This is a genomic window from Psychrobacter nivimaris, assembly GCF_904846365.1.
GTDB classification, from domain to species: domain Bacteria; phylum Pseudomonadota; class Gammaproteobacteria; order Pseudomonadales; family Moraxellaceae; genus Psychrobacter; species Psychrobacter nivimaris_B.
In genome coordinates this window covers 45,289-63,741 of sequence record NZ_CAJHAL010000005.1, presented here as the reverse complement: position 1 = coordinate 63,741, position 18,453 = coordinate 45,289, and the positions used below count along the sequence as shown (strand labels likewise).

Here is an 18,453-nt window from a genome sequence, read left to right as displayed (position 1 = left end):
TTATTCATCAAATGCGCAACAATCAGTTAATAAATGTAAGTAACGTATGGGTTTGAAAAACGAACTAAGATAAATGATTTTCAAAATTAAATGGCTTTAAATGCGTGAGAAACCTACTAAGAAGGCTATGAACTGCAAGCAAATGAATAACAAACAGGTATAAAAAAGCCGCTCACCATAGTGATGAGCGGCTTCCTAATCTATAGAACTGGCTTAATAAAGGTTCAATTAATTGTGCAGTGCTTTACCAGAGGTTTTATCAACAGTCACTTTGGCAGGCTTAATTGGTGTTGGCATACTGACCAAAGCAACCTTTAAGATTTCTTCAATCGTCGCGACTGGCTGAATGGTTAAGCCTTCTTTCACGTTATCAGGAATATCAGCCAAATCTCGCTCATTAGTCGCTGGGATCAAGACATGCTTGATACCACCGCGATGTGCCGCAAGCAACTTCTCTTTGAGACCGCCGATACGTAGGATTTTACCGCGTAAGGTAATCTCACCTGTCATCGCAATATCTGGACGAATAGCAATACCTGTCAACGCAGAGACTAGCGCTGTCGTCAGTGCACCACCAGCAGATGGGCCGTCTTTTGGCGTGGCGCCTTCTGGCATATGCACATGGACGTCTGTTGTTTTAAACGTTTCGTAGTCGATACCTAAGCTATCACCGCGAGCACGAACCACACTCATAGCCGCGCGAATCGACTCTTTCATCACATCGCCTAGTGAACCGGTAAAGCTAAGCTCGCCTTTACCTTTCATACCGACCGCTTCGATGGTCAATAGCTCACCGCCGACCTGAGTCCATGCAAGACCAGTAATACGACCAATTTCAGGCTCTTCTTCAGCCAGACCGTAGTCATACTGATGTACACCTAGATAGTCATCGATATTTTTGTCATCGACGGTCACTAGCTGACGTTCTGTTTTTTTCGGAGCACGTGCGCCATGAGTTTCAACCGAACCGCGAACCACTTTACGGCAGATCTTGTTCACTTCACGCTCAAGGTTACGCACACCTGCTTCACGCGTATAGCTACGCACGATGCTATGCAATGCTGCTTCAACAATCTCAATTTCACCTTCTTTAAGACCGTTTTGCTTAATCGCTTTTGGCACTAGGTATTTCTGTGCGATATTGACCTTTTCTTCTTCGGTATAACCCGGCAGACGAATAACTTCCATACGGTCAAGCAGTGCAGGTGGAATATCCATGCTGTTGGCAGTACAGATAAACATCACTTGCGACAAATCTAAGTCCATATCTAAATAATGGTCGTTAAATGTATCGTTCTGTGAGGGATCTAATACTTCAAGCAACGCTGATGCTGGATCACCGCGGAAGTCTTGCGCCATCTTATCGATTTCATCCAATAGGAACAGCGGGTTTTTGACTTCTACTTTTGCAAGTGATTGAACGATTTTACCCGGCATCGCACCGATATAGGTACGGCGATGACCACGAATCTCTGCTTCATCACGTACGCCGCCAAGGGCCATACGCACAAACTTACGACCCGTGGCACGGGCGATAGATTCACCCAATGAGGTTTTACCAACACCTGGAGGACCGACGAGACATAGAATCGGGCCACGAAGTTTCTTCACGCGTGATTGCACGGCGAGATATTCTAAGATGCGGTCTTTCACATCTTGCAAGCCATAATGATCTTCGTCTAATACTGTTTTGGCTTTGTCTAAATTGATCGAGACTTTGGTCGTCGCATTCCACGGCGTGTCCAAAATCCATTCAATATAGTTGCGTACCACTGATGATTCACTTGACGCAGGTGGCATCATTTTGAGCTTTTTGAACTCTTGCTCAGCTTTTTTGCGCACATCTTCCGGCAAGTCAGCATCTTCTAAGCGCTGCTCTAGCTCAGCCACATCATCTTCACCATCGAACGCGCCGTCATTCATATCTGACAGCTCATTTTTAATGGCTTTCATCTTCTCATTTAAGAAGTATTCGCGCTGATTGTCTTCCATTTGCTGACGGACAGCATCTTGGATGTCCTGCTCGATGTTTTGCTCAGCACTTTGCTTGACTAAATATTCAGTCAAAGTGTTGATATGCGTTTTGATATCGTCTTCTTCTAGGAAAGACTGTTTGATATCAAGATCCATCGACACACGAGTTGAGATGAAATAAACCAACTCAAGCAAGTCGTCAATACGTTTGGCCACACGAGTCAGCTCACGTGCATTGCGAAGTCGCGCATCTGCATAGCTTTCGAATAATGTAGTTAATGCTTGAATCGTATTTTTCTGTTGGCTTTCATCCATGCTGACGTCAAGGTCGGCACGCTCAAATCTCGCCATCAATAAGTCATCATGGCCTTCTATGTTATCGACACGAGCGCGGTATTGACCTTCGATCAATACCTTGATGCAGTTCTCATCGCTGTCATGTGGCATAGTGCTGACGATGCGACACACCGTACCGTACTGATACAAGTTATCTTGATCAATATCTTCGGTCAGTGAGTCTTTTTGCGCGACTACCAGTACTTTGTTGCCATACTCAGCCTGTGCCAACTCAACCGCTTTCACCGATGGCGCGCGTCCCACAAACAATGCAATCTGCATATGTGGATAGACGACGACGTCGCGTAATGCCAGCAATGGCAAATAGTTTTCATCTTCATTGTCTTTAACAGCGTCAGATGAGGCATTTAACGCATCCGTAGATGAGCTTTCTGTCTCATTATTCGCGTCAGCACTGATGTTAGCGTCAGTGTCAGTATTTGCATCAGACGTCGTGTCAGTGTTCAGGGCAGATGATACATCGATGTCGATGTTGTCTTTATCAATATTATGTTCACTCATATGTTTTTCCTCGTTCCCCAGACTTGTAAAGTCAAGTTCGTGGTTCATGTTTAGATAAATGGTGCTCACGAAAAAAATTGCAAGGCTGATTGGTGAAGTCGTCTGCTTATCTTTGTTAAATAGTTATCTGAGCGTCCAGTTATTAATGCAATTAATGTGGGTAACGATGTATCGTCAATGGTATGACTGGTCTATGAATAATAAAGACAGTCAGAAATTATAGAAGAGGGTTTAGATGTATAGGTGATATTTGGCTACCTATGATGATGTCTAATCGGTTCTATGCGTAGGCTTTATACCCAAAATAAGGTAAACTGGCGCGCGTCTAAAATAGGCTCTCATATTGAGACGTTTTAGACAACAGGGCGATATTCATTAGTTTCAATATTCATAGGTCTCAATAAGACCAAAGTATAAAGAACAAGGGGCAACACATGGCCATCAATGCAGTATTGCTAGCAGTTATTATCATGCTAGGACTGTCACTTTCGCGAGTGCACGTGGTGCTCAGTTTATTAATCGGGGCGCTGGCAGGTGGACTGCTAGCAGGGCTTGGTATTACTGATACGCTCAATGCTTTTCAAGAAGGCATCCGTAATGGCGCAGAGATTGCGTTGTCGTATGCACTGCTTGGGGCGTTTGCGGTAGCGATTGCTCATTCGGGATTACCACAATCGTTGGCAGGCGCGGTTATCAAGCGTATTGATGCTGCTGGCACGAGTGGCATGATTAAGTACATGCTGTTTGCAGGCCTCATTACCATGAGCTGCTTTAGCCAAAACTTAATCCCTATTCATATTGCCTTTATTCCGCTACTGGTACCGCCACTATTGTTAGCATTCAATCGCATGCAGATTGATAGACGCCTGATTGCTTGTCTGATTACGTTTGGACTGGTCACCACCTATATGTTTATTCCTTATGGCTTTGGTGATATCTATCTCAATCAGATTATGCTAAAAAACGTGGGTGAAGCGGGCATTGATGTTGCCAATATTTCTGTGGTGCAAGCCATGGCGATTCCTGCATTGGGTATGCTAATTGGTTTACTGGTTGCTGTATTTATCAGCTACCGTAAGCCACGCGCATATCAGCAGATTGCGATAGATCAGCAAGCGCATGATGCCGTCGTAGAAGGTGATGCATTAAGCAAAACTGCTGCTGGTGCACAGTCGCAAAGCAAGCTAAAGACACTGGTTGCACTGGCTGCTATCGTGACGGCTTTTGTGGTGCAGCTATATACTGATTCGCTACTACTTGGCTCAATGTTTGGCTTTGGTGTGTTTATGGCGACTGGCGTGGTGAAGTGGCGTGATGCTGACGGCGTCTTTAATGACGGTATCAAACTGATGGCGATGATTGGCTTTATTATGATTACCGCGCAAGGCTTCGCTGAAGTGATGAAAGCCACTGAGCAAATTCAGCCATTGGTCGATGGGGCAGCGTCACTGTTCGCTGGTAACAAAGCGATGGCGGCATTTATTATGCTACTAATCGGTTTGATTGTGACCATGGGCATTGGTTCTTCATTTTCGACCATTCCTATTTTGGCTGCGATTTATGTGCCGCTGTGTATCTCTTTAGGGTTTTCGCCGTTGGCTACTGTGGCGATTATCGGTACGGCTGGCGCGCTGGGTGATGCGGGTTCGCCTGCGTCAGATTCGACATTAGGGCCAACCTCTGGTCTAAACATTGATGGACAGCATGACCATATCAAAGATAGTGTGATACCGACTTTCTTACACTACAACATTCCGCTACTCGCATTTGGTTGGATTGCAGCGATGGTGCTGTAGATTTTTGATATGTGTAAAATGCTCAGTAGCTTTGTAAGGTGTGCCGTGCGCACCTTACAGCTCCCATTAGTATTTAATTGATGCTAACCTTTAAACAATCTAATCTATTATATGCAGGCTAGACATCATGGACAGTCAAGGTTTTAGTCAAAATGAAGTAGAGTTATTGTTAAAAGGGCTTAGAGTTTTATTATCTGAAAAAGCAAAGAGCGATCCTGAATTAATACAATGGTCGTATGTGAGAAGTGATCCTTACATGGAAGTATTTGCTGTAGATAAGGCGAAATATGAAGAAGACCGCAATCATATAATAGATTTAATTCGTAAATTAGAAAAAGGCTAGCTCAGTAATAAAGTGATGTTAAATTAACTAGTAAATCACTCATCGAAATCTCTCAACTCGTCACTTAAACCATTCAAAAACGCATCACTTTGCGCAAGCAGCTCATTTAAGCGTTCTTCATTGACGAGCTGTGTCATTTCTTCAGCGCTAAACGGTTGCTCTTGACTGTAGTAGCGTTGCTCTCTAGCGTCCTCATTGCCTAATGTCTGCAAATACTCATCCACACTGTCTGCACTGGAATCAGCAGCGCTAGAGTCTTTTTCAAATTGTTTATCGTCTTTCATTAAAACCACCTTATGCTGCTTGGGGTAATTAAGCCGTCTAATGGTACATCCCACGGTTGACGCGCTAATTGCTCAACCACTTGAAAGTCATAGCACCAGCCTATTTTTAACGGCCTTGAAGCCCCTGATCGATAGCTTTTCCCAAGCGTCGTATCATAGAACCCGCCACCCATGCCCATACGATTACCGTTTAGATCAACCGCGACTAACGGACAAATAATCACGTCTAGTTCTGATGCCCATAATAGAGCGCGACTGTGGTTTTGTTTCATACCTAATTGGTGAATGCGAGTGGGGACATTGACCAGTTTTGAGTGATAAACAGGTACAAAGCGCAGGCGTTTATCATCATTGCCATTGCTAGTACGACCAAGCGAGCCAACAACTGGTAAATAAGGTAAATAGCCTAAGCGTTGACACCAGTCTAATATTAGCTGAGTAGGTAGCTCACCAAAGCCATCATAATAAAGTCCAATACGCGCATGTGCTGGCAATCGCTTCTGTAATTTAGCTAGCTGTAAACTAGCAGCTTGCCCTAAATTCCTACGCACGCCGTCACTTAACTGGCGACGCTGGCGAGTAAACAGCCGTCTGGGTGGGTTGCTAATTACAGGTTCGGATGATTCAAGGTTTTTTGAGTCAAGATTGTGTGGCTCAGGGTATATTGATTTAGAGTGCATAGGTATCTTATCCAATGAAGTATCAGATTGGTGATGACAGGCGTTTTTAGACATTCGTTTTTAGGTATTGCTCAAGGCTATTTGTGAATATTCAACACGCCTTAGTCATGCTATCATAACGCCACTTTACATCGTATTTCCGTTTATGTGCAGCAGCTGTTGCACTTTTTATCGTTCAGTTATCTAACAACAAACCAGTAAAGAGGGTAGTTATGTCGACACAGAATCAGGCAACTCGTACCGAAAAAGACACCATGGGCAACGTAGAAGTCCCAGCTGATGCTTATTGGGGTGCGCAAACTCAGCGTAGCCGCGAAAACTTTAAAATCGGTGGCGAGACGTTGCCGCGTCCAATGATTGAAGCGATGGCACTGGTCAAAAAAGCCGCTGCGATTACCAATGCAAGCCTAGAGCGTATCGAAGGCGACAAGCGTGATCTCATCGTACAAGCCGCTGACGAAATCATCAATGGTGGTCTGGTCGATCAGTTCCCATTGGTTGTATGGCAGACAGGTTCTGGCACCCAGTCAAACATGAACATGAACGAAGTATTGGCCAACCGTGCTAACGAAATCGCTGGTTCTGAGCGTGGCAGCTACACGCCGATTCACCCAAATGACCATGTAAACCATGCACAGTCTACCAACGACAGCTTCCCAACGGCGATTCGTGTGGCGGCTGCGCGTCAAATCAACAGCTTGTTGATTCCAGCGGTAAAAGCACTACGCGATACGCTAGCGGCAAAAGCCAAAGAATTCGATAGCATTGTAAAAATCGGTCGTACGCATTTGCAAGATGCGACGCCTTTGACTTTAGGCCAAGAGTTTAGTGGCTATGTGAGCCAACTTGACCATTCATTGACTCGTATCGACAACGCGCTACAAGGTCTATATGAGTTGCCACTAGGCGGTACTGCGGTTGGTACTGGTCTAAATGCCCACCCTGATTATGCGGTAAAATCAGCTGAGCAACTAGCGACTTTGACTGGCTTGCCATTCGTCACGTCACCGAACAAATTCGAAGCACTAGCCGCTCGTGATGCAGAAGTATTTGCGTCAGGCGCATTAAAAACGCTAGCGGGCAGCTTAAATAAAATCGCTAACGACGTACGTTGGTTGGCATCTGGCCCTCGTTGTGGTCTGGGTGAATTGACGATTCCTGAAAATGAGCCAGGCTCTTCTATCATGCCAGGCAAAGTAAACCCAACTCAGTCAGAAGCAATGACCATGGTTGTCGCTCAGGTTATGGGTAACGACACGACTATTAGCATGGCTGGCGCATCAGGTAACTTTGAGCTAAACGTGTATAAGCCAGTTATCGCGTTTAACTTGTTACAATCTATCAAGCTGCTTGGCGATGCTTGCAACAGCTTCAACGAAAACTGTGCAGTGGGTATCGAGCCAGTAAAAGACAAAATCGATGACTTCTTGCATAACTCATTGATGCTAGTGACGTCATTGAACCGTCATGTTGGTTATGAAAATGCAGCTAAAATCGCTAAGACTGCTTATAAAGAAAACAAAACTTTGAAGCAAGTGGCGGTTGAGCTAGAGCTATTAACTGAAGCGCAGTTTGATGAGTGGGTCATTCCTGCTGATATGGTACATCCTAAGTAAGCAGTAGACCAAATAATGACCTGCTACGGCGTCAGACTCGCTTAATGTACGATAAGTACCATTTACACTCGTCTTTCTGGTAGCAGCATCATATTTGTCCCACTGAAAATTTAGAAATAAAAAGACCTTGTCACTTCTTATATGAGAATGTGGCAAGGTCTTTTTTGATTTCAGCTCCTATTTTGCTCAGTCAATCGAACATAGAGTGGGAGTATTTTTGAATCTTAATGACGACTACCAAATTTTGCCAATATAGAAATCCAGTAAACCTATTAACCGGTATACTTGAAGAAAAGACTTATTTAGTCTTATAAGGCATGCTGTATTTTTTTATATTATATAACTGTAAGGAGACGTTTTTTGGAAGTGCTATTTGGTGATTGGAAAAATAGAGAGTCGCATAGGGGTAAACTATTCATAACAGATGGAGTAATTGACAAAGAGCTTTGGGATAATTCTCAAAATAGAGTATTATTTTTACTTAAAGAAGCTTATGACTCAAAAAGAGTTGAGGGATCATGGGATTTGCCAGCATTGATACGTCGTGAGAAGGTTTCTGGTAGAACTTTCAAACCTATGGCGCAATGGGCATATGGTATTCATGGTCTTATGGACAATAAAGGAATTATACCTTTTCAAGAAGATGGACCCGATGTAAAGCTTGCTTTATTATCCTCATCTATTATTAACCTCAAAAAAAGTAGTGGTGCAAAAAAATCTAGTAGTAAAAACTTAGCAAGATACGTGGAGGAAGATTGGGATTTAATTTCTGAACAAATTGCAATAATTCAACCAAAAATAGTAATTTGTGGAAACACTTGGTGTCTAATAAGGACAAAAATTTCACACCAGAAAATTTCTGATAGAGCTTACTTATCAGGAAGTGTTCTTTATATTGACTACTGGCATCCTGCAAACAGAGCTTCTAATAAAATGAATTACTATGCTTTGTGCGCTTTGGTTCAATTAGCCATTAGTAAACTTGAAAATAATTTAATTAAGATTGCTACAGGGTTATAAGCTAGTGCAGGTGATAATCTATCTCAACCATTGAATAAACTGATTAGCCAAAAAAAGACCTTACCACATCACGCGGTAAGGTCTTTTTTATATCAAACTTCTAAGCTCAACTAGAATTTATAGAGCAAACCAAGCGTCGTCGCTGCTTCAGTACGAGAGTCGACCATTGGGCTATCGTACTGCTCATTTGGTACATAGCTCACGCTTTGATTGGCAAATCCTGCCCAGCGCTCATTAAAGTCATAGTTGGCACTGATATTGATATACGGGTTCAGGCTTGAGTTAGATTTATAAGCGTCAACGCCTGTCTCTGCTGACTCTTTTTCACTGACACCATAGTAGTATTCATTGTAGTCAGCATCATGATATTCAAAGCCAATACTTGGATAGACCGTTAGCTTGCCTTTAGTAATTCTAGAAAGATAGGTCAGGCGAGCCGTGTTGCCGCCACTACGATCTAACACATCAGCACCTATCTGCGCGCGAATGCCACCGATAGCCGTACGACGCTGATAGCTAAGACCTGCTTCTGCTGATGATTTACGCTCATCCAAGCCTTGCAGTGCGCCATTGGCATCATCAGGTTCAAACTCAGAACCTGCAAGCTTGGCATAGGCAGATAGCTGATTGACACCGTCATTGATCAGATACGCACCAGCTTGGGCACCGCGTACATAGACTTTGTTGTTGTCATAAAATGCACCTGGTAGCACGCGCACTTCAGTGCTGTCTTCGAGATCATAGGCCGATTTGACTGCCATGACATTGACCCCAACGCTGAGCTCAGCATCTTTGTCAGTCGGCAAGTTGTCATTAAAAAGTGCGGCGTTAGACAGGCTAGCCACACTAAATAGTGCAGTAGCGGTGAACGCGCTAAACATAGTACGTGTAGAGATATTAGGTAGCGCTGCAAGTTTTAACATAATTGGATCTCGTAAGTGAGTATAAATAACTGAGTGGTGCGATTAGGCAAAACGTGTTCAAAAGGACAAGCGATAAAACGAATCAGTAATGTCGGTCAGTATGCTGTTTTTGGAGTTTATATAGCAATGATAGATAAGTATGAGCATTTACTCAATGGCTTTTAGTACTTGCAGTAATTGCTGATGAATATCTTGCCACCACCAGACGAAACCAATGCTTATAAGTAACATCGCAAGCCATGGTAATAGCTGCCAAATAATGGAAGGTTTTTTAAGGGCTTCGGGTTCAATACCACTATCATGAGCCGCGCTATTATCTAACGATGAATTGATAGTAGTAATGCTTTCGGCACTATTGTTAGCATTTATATCAGACGCATTCGTTTCATTGTTGGTAACCACAGTATCTTGCTCGGTTGAATTGGCATCAATATGAGGCGATTGGTCGATAGAAGTAGCGTCATAAGGACTTTGGTTATCGTATTGGTCATTATACTGACTGTCATATGGTGGGTTGTCGTGAGTACTGTATGAGTAATTGGTTTGATAAGAATTGAACGTGCGCTGCTGCTGAATCGCTGCGTTTTGTATAGCGACTGCCAGACACTGACGGTAGCCAATGGCAAAAGCCAATGCAATCACTAGTCCCGTGATTGCGCCACCGATATGACCAGCATTATCAATACCCGGTACGGCAAACCCATAGACGAGGTTGATGCCCATAATAAATATCAGGCTTTTGAGGTTAAGCACCATGCCATTGACCGATATTTTAAACAGTGCAGCGATTAATAATGCCGCGCCAATACCCATGATACCGCCTGACGCGCCAGCTGATAGTCCAGGCTGTCCTGTACCATCCAATATACTTTGCCATGTGACATAGTTATTGAGCAAGTTGCCACCGATGGCTGCCAACAAAAACAATGCCAAAAACTTGGCTGAGCCAAACATCGGCTCGGCAATCTGCCCAAAGAAATACATGGCAAACCCATTAAACAATAAATGCATCAGACCAATGTGCAAAAACGCACTACTGGCCAAGCGCCATGGGTCATCCATCATCGTTAAGGGTAAGGCGTTGGCACCCCATTTAACTAACGCTTCAGTTGACGGGTTATTGGCATCGACGCCCGTGACTAGCTGCATGACAAATAGCCCGATAAAGCTGGCTAATAGCAGGGTAGTGACGGGCGCTGTTTTTAATAATTGTTGAATGGTCATAAAGGCTAACTGTCATCAAAAAGTTATAGAGACAGTATAAAGGGTATGAGCAAATTATGTTATGTGTAGCCGGTTTTAAACGTTGATTGTTCTACAATCAGCCGCTCTAAAAACGACCCACTTTGAGGTTTTCATACGTGCCTTTTACCAAGATATTATCCGTGACAGTATTGATATCGGTATGACCACAGAATGCCATAGATATATCACACTCTTTATAGATAATCTCAAGCGCGCGGCGCACCCCGTCTTCACCATACGCTCCCAATCCGTAGAGAAAAGCGCGACCGATCATCGTGCCTTTTGCGCCCAATGCGATAGCCTTTAGTACATCTTGACCAGAGCGAACGCCACTGTCTAGCCATACCTCGATATCGCTGTTTTCGGCTTGTACTGCCTGTACGATGTCTGCGAGGGCAGAGATAGAAGATAACGCGCCATCCAATTGACGACCGCCATGGTTTGAGACGACTAAGGCATCCGCGCCACTGCGAGCTGCCATAATAGCATCTTCAGGCTCCATGATACCTTTTATGATAAGTTTACCGCCCCACATGTCTTTGATACGCGCCACATCGTCCCAGCTCAGACGCGGATCGAATTGCTCTGCCGTCCAAGCAGAGAGTGATGACAGATCCTCAACATTTTGTGCATGACCGACGATATTACCAAACGTGCGACGTTTGGTGCCCAGCATATTCATACACCATTGCGGCTTGGTCATTAAATTTAAAATATTAGCCAATGTGGGTTTTGGCGGTGCGGATAGACCGTTTTTGATGTCTTTATGACGTTGTCCCAGCACCTGTAAGTCCGCAGTCAAAATCAACGCAGAACAGTTTGCTGCTTTGGCACGGCGAATCAAATTGGCCATAAAGTCCTGATCACGCATGACATAAAGCTGAAACCAAAACGGCGCACTGGTATTTTCAGCGACGTCTTCGATAGAGCAGATACTCATGGTCGATAGTGAAAAGGGCACGCCGAATTTTTCAGCGGCGCGTGCGGCATGTATCTCACCATCTGCCCACATCATGCCGGTAAAACCCGTTGGGGCGATGGCTACAGGCATCTTGACTGGCTCACCGATCATACTCGTTGCCAGACTGCGGTTATCCATATCGACCAATACGCGCTGGCGCAGCTTGATACGGTCAAAGTCAGTCTCGTTATTACGATAGGTGGTCTCAGTCCACGAGCCTGAATCGACATAGTCATAGAACATACGCGGCACTTTACGCTCAGCAACGCGGCGCAGATCTTCGATTTCGGTGATTTTAGTTAAGTCTTTCATAGGTTTATCTCTTATTGCTGTTATGTTTTAACTAGAAGGCAACCTTAACCTAACGCTACTAGATCTAGTTTAATAGCGTCAGCTTGCCTGATTATCGTCCATTCAGTTTTCTACGGGAAAATTTGCCACAAAAAGACATCAGTCCAAAGAATGTTATGGGCCAGAGAACGGCTAAAGCCCACCACCATATTTGACCGAAGATGATAGCCATACCGATCAAACCTGCTTGCACGACATAATAAATCATCGCTAGCAGTGTTTTGCGAATCACATAGCCTTCTTTATCCACCAAGCCGACTACTGCGCAAGCAGCTACCACATTATGCACCGAAATCATGTTACCAGCCGCACCACCCACAGCTTGCAAGGCTATTACTTGTGCTGCAAGGTCGCTATTGAGTCCGATCTGATTGGCTGTTGACCATTGAAAATATGAAAACATCATATTGCTAATAGTATTTGAACCGGCGATGAAAGCACCCATTGCCCCAATCCATGGAGACACTAGCGGCCACGCATTTTGAAAAGCATCGGCAGCACTTTCAGCCAGTAATATTGGCATAGCCGGTAGCGCAGTAGCGACTTCAGCGGCTGAGCCTGAATTAATGAATACTTGTACCATAGGCACCGAGAATAGCAAAGCTGGTGCGGCAGCAACCATGGTCTTTGCCGAGTTACTCCAACTGCGCTTTACCGCTTGGCTATTCATTTTGAACAGTAAAATACATAATAAAGAAGTAATAATTAGAATGCTACCAGGAGAATAGGCGAGCTGTATCTTACTAGAGATTGTTGTACCAAAAAGATTAGTAAGGCTAATGGTTGTTAAATCCCCTACCAGAAAAGCTTTGAGTGGTGCAATCACTCGAGTTATGACCAATAAGGCAATCACAATGAAATAGGGCGAAAATGCACGAATTAAAGAGAACTTTGGGGTTGCTGAATCATCATATTTTACCTCGTCTAAAGTACCCAGCCAGTCTTTGTCCCATTTTGCGCGAGGGGCAAAATCAAAAGTATCTTTAGGCATCAAAAAACCACGCTTAGCAGCGGGAAGTACAATTAACAACCCAATGAAACCGCCAATGAGTGAAGGGAACTCAGGCCCTAGAAATTTAGCAACCAAAAAATAAGGAATAGTAAAGCAAAGACCTGCAAAAATGGCAAATGGCCATACTTTAAGCCCTTCTATGAAGGAGCGTTTTTCACCAAAGAACCTTGTCAAAAAAGCACTTAAAATTAAAGGTATCAAAAACCCAATAAGCGCATGTACAAGGCCTACGTTAGCTGTAATCTGTAATAAATAATTTTCGGCAGTAGTAGGGGCAATGGACTGTGCTAAATCTTGTTTATCAGTAATACCTGACCAAACGCCAAGTAGTAGAGGCGTACCAACTGCACCGAATGATACGGGTGTAGATTGAATGATAAGAATAACCATGACCGATGCCATCGCTGGAAAGCCTAAAGCCAACAACAGCGGAGCACCCACTGCAGATGGTGTTCCGAATCCTGATGAACCTTCTACTAAAGAGCAGAACAACCATGCCACAATGATCGCTTGGACGCGCCTATCAGGTGAAATATCCATAAAGCCCTTACGTATGGCGACAAGAGCGCCGCTTTCTTTCAGCGTATTCAGCAGTAAAATAGCTGCGAATACAATGAATAAAATAGTAAGTGCCACAATAATCCCATTAACAGTAGCAGCCGCTACCTGAGCACCACTAGCGTGCCAAATGAAAAAGGCTAGCAGAGCTGTCACCAAATAGGCAATACTCATAGATATCTTAGCTGGCAGGCGCATAACTATGAGTAGTATGAATACAACGAGAATTGGCGCTAAGGCTAAGAAAGTGTACATAATTAACAGTCCTTATTGTTATTAACAGTCCTTATTGTTGTGTATACCAGCTTATTTTTTACTGGTTTTAAAGTCATACTAAGTTATTACTATAGTCGATACACTCTAAAAATGTCATAGCGCTACTGGGATGAATTTTGCGCAGCCTCTGGGAACGCAGCACGCAAGTAAAATTTATACCAGTAGCGCGTTTAAATCCATAACAGTTTTACATTCAGCTAACTATATTTATTAAGGCGTGTTAAACACGCCCTAATAGTTGCTCTTAGGTGCTTTCGCTGAGAATTGTATGTATATGATTTAACAGAGTGCAAGGTTAGAGAGTTGAGATTATTGATCAGTAAATCATTAGCATTAGTATAATCAATTTACCAAACAGAATATAAAAGTAGTCTAGCAAATATTGAAATACCATACTAGCTAAAATTAGCGGTAGATATTCTAATATAAGAAATTTAAAAGCTCTATAACATCAAAACAAAGTGCCGTTAGTTGTGAGCTAACAGCTGCTGCAAATCCATCACCGAAAACGGATAGTTTAATCGTTTAGACGGCGTCAAAATCACAGGAATAGTGGTGGCAAACTCCATCATAAGTGCCTCATCAAAGTTTGCAATATCGACATGTTGGTAGCTAATCGGTTGTACCGCCTGAAACTGATTAATTATTTGCTCAGCGATATCACATAAATGACAGCCTGAGGTGCCGAGTAGCCACCATTGATTGTTATTTTCAGCGGTGTTGAGGCTTGGATTTGCTGCAATAACACGCGCTCGTAATACTTCTATATTATCATCGTGCATGGGTAGTCTCTTATCTTCATACTGATTGCAAAGCGCTGACGCTCAGCACGCGCTTATTTAAAACATAAAATACTTTAACGGTCATTACATCATAAAGAAGTGGGGTAAATAATGACAGCGATTGTGAGATTAGGTAAGATGACCTGCTATTGATCGTTATTAATGACTAATGCTCAACAGTTAATGATTGGCTATAAATAGCCCGTTCACAATCATTGATTCTTAGTTGATGTCTCATAGTCATTGATAGAGCATCTATCTTATCTTATTAATTTTTTAACCACTCGGATATCGCGCATGGCAAGTTTTGGCACATTTATCAAACGTCTGTTATTGGCAATTATGCTATTGGTTGTCGCATTTCATATATTGGTCGTTGGGCTACTATTAATTTGGAAAACACAGCCAATTAACAACAGTATGTTTATGTTGACGCATCGCCTAACGGGCGGCACAGTCACTCAGACATGGGCTGAATATGATGCGATTGCCAAATCTGCCAAGCAAGCGGCGATTGTGAGTGAAGACTCGACGTTTAGTCAGCACAGTGGTTTTGATTTTAAAGGTATCAAAGCCGCACAAAAGAAAAATGAAGAGACAGGCAAAATGTCTGCTGGCGGTTCAACGATTACTCAGCAATTGGCAAAGAACTTGTTCCTCACCTCGCATCGCTCTTATGTGCGTAAAGCTGAAGAGGCTATCATCACTGTGATGATTGAGACGCTATGGGATAAGCAGCGCATTATGACCGCTTACCTAAATGTGGCGGAGTTTGGTAATGGTATCTATGGTATTGATGCAGCAGCGCATCATTATTTCGATAAGTCTGCGGCCAATCTAAACCGAGATGAGTCAGCACTTCTGATTGCGATGCTTACCAATCCAAAGTACTACGAAGACAATCAAGGCGACAAACGTTTGCGTAACAAGCAACGTATTATCAAAAAACGCATGAAAAATGCTGTATTACCGCAAGCATCTTCATAAATATAAAGCATTAAGGTTGGGCTAGGGCGTGTCCTCATTTTAAAAATGGTGATAAAAATGAGATAAATTGCCGTCAAACAAGGAAAATAGTGCAGATAATATCGAGATATTGACCAACTATTTGACGATGTTTGGCAAAATTTAGCTGTTTTTAGCCCATTTAGAGGACATTCGTTTGAATTGAGGACACGCCCTAGATTATAGGATCGGATGTTGTAGGCTCGGCTATTTCGAATAAGACTAGGACATGCCCTAGAAAAGACAGAACGATAAAAGATGATGGCGTATCGATAACGCAAAAGGAGTAGTAACGTGGTAGAGATAAATAATAATCAGAACAGCGGTGATATGAACGAGATGATCGACGTTAATAGTGTGAGTGAAGATGGCAACGAAAACGTTAATAAAAATATGAGCGTAAGCAGTAACTATAATGATCTGACCGACATCGACTGGCAACGCTCAGAAGACGGCAGCTATTCACCTAGCAGTTATATCAATCGAGATTTGTCTTTATTACAGTTTCATCTGCGAGTATTAGCGCAGGCATCTAGTTCACGTCACCCATTGCTTGAACGCTTATTTTTCTTGATTATTTTTTCATCCAATCTTGATGAGTTTTTTGAGATTCGTGTCGCTGGTATCATGCAAAAGCTTAACATCGGTGATGTATCTACCAGTGCTCATGGCATGCGTCCTAGCGAAGTGTTAAACGAGATATCTATTATTACTCATGCGGCTATCAGTGAGCAGTATCGTATTCTCAATGAGGATATCCTGCCAGCACTTGCGCTCGAAGATATTCGCTATCTCAAACGTGATGAGCTAAACGCTGAGCAGTCTGCATGGATGAAGCGCTATTTTACGGAGCAAGTCGTACCCGTATTGACACCGATTAGCATTGATCCTGCGCATCCGTTCCCGCGTCTTGTAAATAAAAGCTTAAACTTTATCGCTACCTTGGAAGGTAAAGACGCGTTTGGACGTGATATCAACTTAGCGATTGTGCCTGCGCCGCGCAGTCTACCGCGTGTGATACGCCTGCCAGATGAGCTAACTGGTGGCAAAGAGCATCATGTGATGCTATCCGCTATTATTCATGAGCATATCGGTGAGCTATTCCCTGGCATGAGTGTGACAGGCTGTCATCAATTTAGGCTGACACGTAATGCTGATTTAGATTTGGCCGATGATGTCGAAGATATTGCCAAAGCACTAGAAGGAGAGCTCGAAAACCGCCGCTTCGGTGATAAGGTGCGTCTTGAAGTAACAACCGATTGCCCAACGCATATCAGTGAGTATCTGCTTAATGAGTTTGAGTTGCATGACAATCAGCTATACCGTGTCAATGGCCCCGTCAACCTAACGCGTTTGCTGTTTGACTTTAATATTCCTGCACTACGCTATCAGCCATTTACTCATGTCGTGCCAAAGGCATTTCGCCGAGAAATGGATAAGTCAGATAAATCGACAAGTATGTTCGCCGCCATGCGTAAAAGTGATGTGTTGGTTCATCATCCTTTTCATGCGTTCTCACCGATTATTAATTTACTTTGGCAAGCGGCCAGCGATCCCAAAGTATTGGCAATTAAACAAACGCTATATCGTTCAGGTACCAATTCAGAAATCGTCAAAGCACTTGCAGCCGCCGCTCGTAATGGCAAAGAGGTTACGGCTGTTATTGAGTTGCGTGCGCGTTTTGATGAAGCGTCTAATATCGCAGTTGCCAACTATCTACAAGAAGCAGGCGCGGTCGTGGTCTACGGTATCGTCGGTTACAAAACCCATGCCAAGCTCATGCTAATCGTACGCCGCGAGGACGACCGAATCCGTCGTTATGTGCATCTGGGTACTGGTAACTATCACGCGGCAAATGCCAAGGTCTACACAGATTATGGTCTGTTTAGTGCAGATCCTGATATCTCAGAAGATGTTCACAAGATATTCCAAGAGCTAACCGGCATGGGTAAGCCTGCCAACCTCAAAAAACTGCTACATGCACCCTTTACTTTGCATGAGAAATTAATGAGCTTTATCGATGATGAAATCGCTCATGCCAAAGCGGGCAAACGTTCTCATATTATTATCAAAGCCAATGCGCTAACTGAGCGCCGCCTCATTGATAAGTTATATGATGCCTCGCAGGCAGGCGTTAAGATCGAGCTTATTTTGCGGTCTATGTGTTGTTTACGTCCACAAGTAAAAGGACTGTCTGAAAACATCACGGTACGCTCTGTTATCGGACGGTTTTTAGAGCATACGCGCGTTTATTATTTCTATAATGATGGCGATGAGCGTCTATACTGCGGTAGTGCAGACTGGATGGATCGTAACCTGTTCCATCGCGTAGAAGTGGCGTTCCCGATTGAGAACAAGAAGCTATTTAAGCAGATTTATCAGGATGGCTTAATTAACTACTTACAGGATAATACGCAAGCGTGGACACTTGATGGCACTGGCGTTTGGCAGCAATTACAGCCAGCAGCAGGTGAGGAGCCACACGTCGCACAAGAGCATTTATTAAAAACGATTAATCGTGTCGAAGAGTCTAGCTAATTTGCAAAGATACCTTTAGGCGATAATCAGCTATTCGATTATATATCTAACCAAGCACCGGTAAATACTGGTGCTTGGTTTTTTTTGCTCACCAATTGCAAAAGTTACAAACTGACTTGCAACCTCACAATTATTCACATATTGATACGGCAGTACACTGGTGCATTACCCAAGGTCATACCTATAATTAATATCAATTCTGACGCTACTTGATAAGTATTGGTTACTCAT

General features: G+C 43.4%; 14 protein-coding genes. 6 read left to right on the top strand and 8 right to left on the bottom strand.

Annotation, left to right across the window (positions count from 1 at the left end; translation table 11 throughout):
* Positions 1 to 228 precede the first annotated feature (228 nt).
* Complete coding sequence (gene lon / locus JMX63_RS03715) at positions 229 to 2,832, bottom strand: endopeptidase La (protein ID WP_227673227.1); 2,604 nt, start codon at positions 2,830 to 2,832, stop codon at positions 229 to 231.
* A 434-nt stretch (positions 2,833 to 3,266) separates the two neighbouring features.
* On the opposite strand from lon, the gene JMX63_RS03710 reads away from it, so the two are divergent.
* Entirely contained in the window at positions 3,267 to 4,628 is a 1,362-nt protein-coding gene (locus JMX63_RS03710; protein ID WP_101205176.1) for a Na+/H+ antiporter family protein, read from the top strand.
* Positions 4,629 to 4,755: 127 nt separating this feature from the next.
* Positions 4,756 to 4,971, top strand: coding sequence for a hypothetical protein (locus JMX63_RS03705; RefSeq protein ID WP_197176127.1), 216 nt, complete (start codon positions 4,756 to 4,758; stop codon positions 4,969 to 4,971).
* Between the two features lie 35 nt (positions 4,972 to 5,006).
* Here JMX63_RS03705 and JMX63_RS03700 read toward each other — a convergent pair whose 3' ends face one another.
* Positions 5,007 to 5,255, bottom strand: coding sequence for a hypothetical protein (locus tag JMX63_RS03700; protein ID WP_201571026.1), 249 nt, complete (start codon positions 5,253 to 5,255; stop codon positions 5,007 to 5,009).
* Complete coding sequence (locus JMX63_RS03695) at positions 5,255 to 5,935, bottom strand: 5-formyltetrahydrofolate cyclo-ligase (protein ID WP_227673226.1); 681 nt, start codon at positions 5,933 to 5,935, stop codon at positions 5,255 to 5,257. Before JMX63_RS03695 ends, JMX63_RS03700 begins: the two co-directional genes overlap by 1 nt.
* Positions 5,936 to 6,147: 212 nt before the next feature.
* Here JMX63_RS03695 and fumC point away from each other — a divergent pair, with 212 nt between their 5' ends.
* Entirely contained in the window at positions 6,148 to 7,551 is a 1,404-nt protein-coding gene (gene fumC, locus JMX63_RS03690; RefSeq protein ID WP_102092240.1) for a class II fumarate hydratase, read from the top strand.
* Positions 7,552 to 7,911: 360 nt separating this feature from the next.
* A complete protein-coding gene (locus JMX63_RS03685) occupies positions 7,912 to 8,571 on the top strand; it encodes a hypothetical protein (RefSeq protein WP_201571024.1) in 660 nt (219 codons plus the stop codon).
* A 110-nt stretch (positions 8,572 to 8,681) separates the two neighbouring features.
* On the opposite strand, the gene JMX63_RS03680 is transcribed toward JMX63_RS03685, so the two are convergent.
* The 5 genes from JMX63_RS03680 to JMX63_RS03660 form a co-directional block, all read right to left on the bottom strand.
* The gene (locus JMX63_RS03680) at positions 8,682 to 9,494 is read right to left on the bottom strand and encodes a MipA/OmpV family protein (RefSeq protein ID WP_201548198.1); all 813 of its coding nucleotides are present in this window, start codon (positions 9,492 to 9,494) and stop codon (positions 8,682 to 8,684) included.
* Between the two features lie 147 nt (positions 9,495 to 9,641).
* Complete coding sequence (locus JMX63_RS03675; RefSeq protein WP_201571023.1) at positions 9,642 to 10,718, bottom strand: rhomboid family intramembrane serine protease; 1,077 nt, start codon at positions 10,716 to 10,718, stop codon at positions 9,642 to 9,644.
* A 106-nt stretch (positions 10,719 to 10,824) separates the two neighbouring features.
* Entirely contained in the window at positions 10,825 to 12,012 is a 1,188-nt protein-coding gene (locus JMX63_RS03670) for an alpha-hydroxy acid oxidase (RefSeq protein ID WP_201571022.1), read from the bottom strand.
* A 91-nt stretch (positions 12,013 to 12,103) separates the two neighbouring features.
* Positions 12,104 to 13,876: an L-lactate permease gene (locus tag JMX63_RS03665; protein WP_093071257.1), complete on the bottom strand. Its 1,773-nt coding sequence runs from the start codon at positions 13,874 to 13,876 to the stop codon at positions 12,104 to 12,106.
* 488 nt (positions 13,877 to 14,364) lie between these two features.
* Positions 14,365 to 14,679: a glutaredoxin family protein gene (locus JMX63_RS03660; protein WP_201571021.1), complete on the bottom strand. Its 315-nt coding sequence runs from the start codon at positions 14,677 to 14,679 to the stop codon at positions 14,365 to 14,367.
* 297 nt (positions 14,680 to 14,976) lie between these two features.
* Here JMX63_RS03660 and mtgA point away from each other — a divergent pair, with 297 nt between their 5' ends.
* Positions 14,977 to 15,666 (top strand): monofunctional biosynthetic peptidoglycan transglycosylase, encoded by a 690-nt coding sequence (gene mtgA, locus JMX63_RS03655; protein ID WP_201571019.1) that lies wholly within the window; start codon positions 14,977 to 14,979, stop codon positions 15,664 to 15,666.
* A gap of 411 nt (positions 15,667 to 16,077) precedes the next feature.
* Positions 16,078 to 18,222, top strand: a complete 2,145-nt coding sequence (gene ppk1 / locus JMX63_RS03650; RefSeq protein WP_227673231.1) for a polyphosphate kinase 1 — start codon at positions 16,078 to 16,080, stop codon at positions 18,220 to 18,222.
* Positions 18,223 to 18,453: the final 231 nt, after the last annotated feature.

Excerpts from the sequence above, each read along its gene's own strand:
- lon (WP_227673227.1), bottom strand. The coding sequence starts at position 2,832 with ATGAGTGAACATAATATTGATAAAGACAACATCGACATCGATGTATCA.
- JMX63_RS03710 (WP_101205176.1), top strand. The coding sequence starts at position 3,267 with ATGGCCATCAATGCAGTATTGCTAGCAGTTATTATCATGCTAGGACTG.
- JMX63_RS03705 (WP_197176127.1), top strand. The coding sequence starts at position 4,756 with ATGGACAGTCAAGGTTTTAGTCAAAATGAAGTAGAGTTATTGTTAAAA.
- JMX63_RS03700 (WP_201571026.1), bottom strand. The coding sequence starts at position 5,255 with ATGAAAGACGATAAACAATTTGAAAAAGACTCTAGCGCTGCTGATTCC.
- JMX63_RS03695 (WP_227673226.1), bottom strand. The coding sequence starts at position 5,935 with ATGCACTCTAAATCAATATACCCTGAGCCACACAATCTTGACTCAAAA.
- fumC (WP_102092240.1), top strand. The coding sequence starts at position 6,148 with ATGTCGACACAGAATCAGGCAACTCGTACCGAAAAAGACACCATGGGC.
- JMX63_RS03680 (WP_201548198.1), bottom strand. The coding sequence starts at position 9,494 with ATGTTAAAACTTGCAGCGCTACCTAATATCTCTACACGTACTATGTTT.
- JMX63_RS03675 (WP_201571023.1), bottom strand. The coding sequence starts at position 10,718 with ATGACCATTCAACAATTATTAAAAACAGCGCCCGTCACTACCCTGCTA.
- JMX63_RS03670 (WP_201571022.1), bottom strand. The coding sequence starts at position 12,012 with ATGAAAGACTTAACTAAAATCACCGAAATCGAAGATCTGCGCCGCGTT.
- JMX63_RS03665 (WP_093071257.1), bottom strand. The coding sequence starts at position 13,876 with ATGTACACTTTCTTAGCCTTAGCGCCAATTCTCGTTGTATTCATACTA.
- JMX63_RS03660 (WP_201571021.1), bottom strand. The coding sequence starts at position 14,679 with ATGCACGATGATAATATAGAAGTATTACGAGCGCGTGTTATTGCAGCA.
- mtgA (WP_201571019.1), top strand. The coding sequence starts at position 14,977 with ATGGCAAGTTTTGGCACATTTATCAAACGTCTGTTATTGGCAATTATG.
- ppk1 (WP_227673231.1), top strand. The coding sequence starts at position 16,078 with ATGAGCGTAAGCAGTAACTATAATGATCTGACCGACATCGACTGGCAA.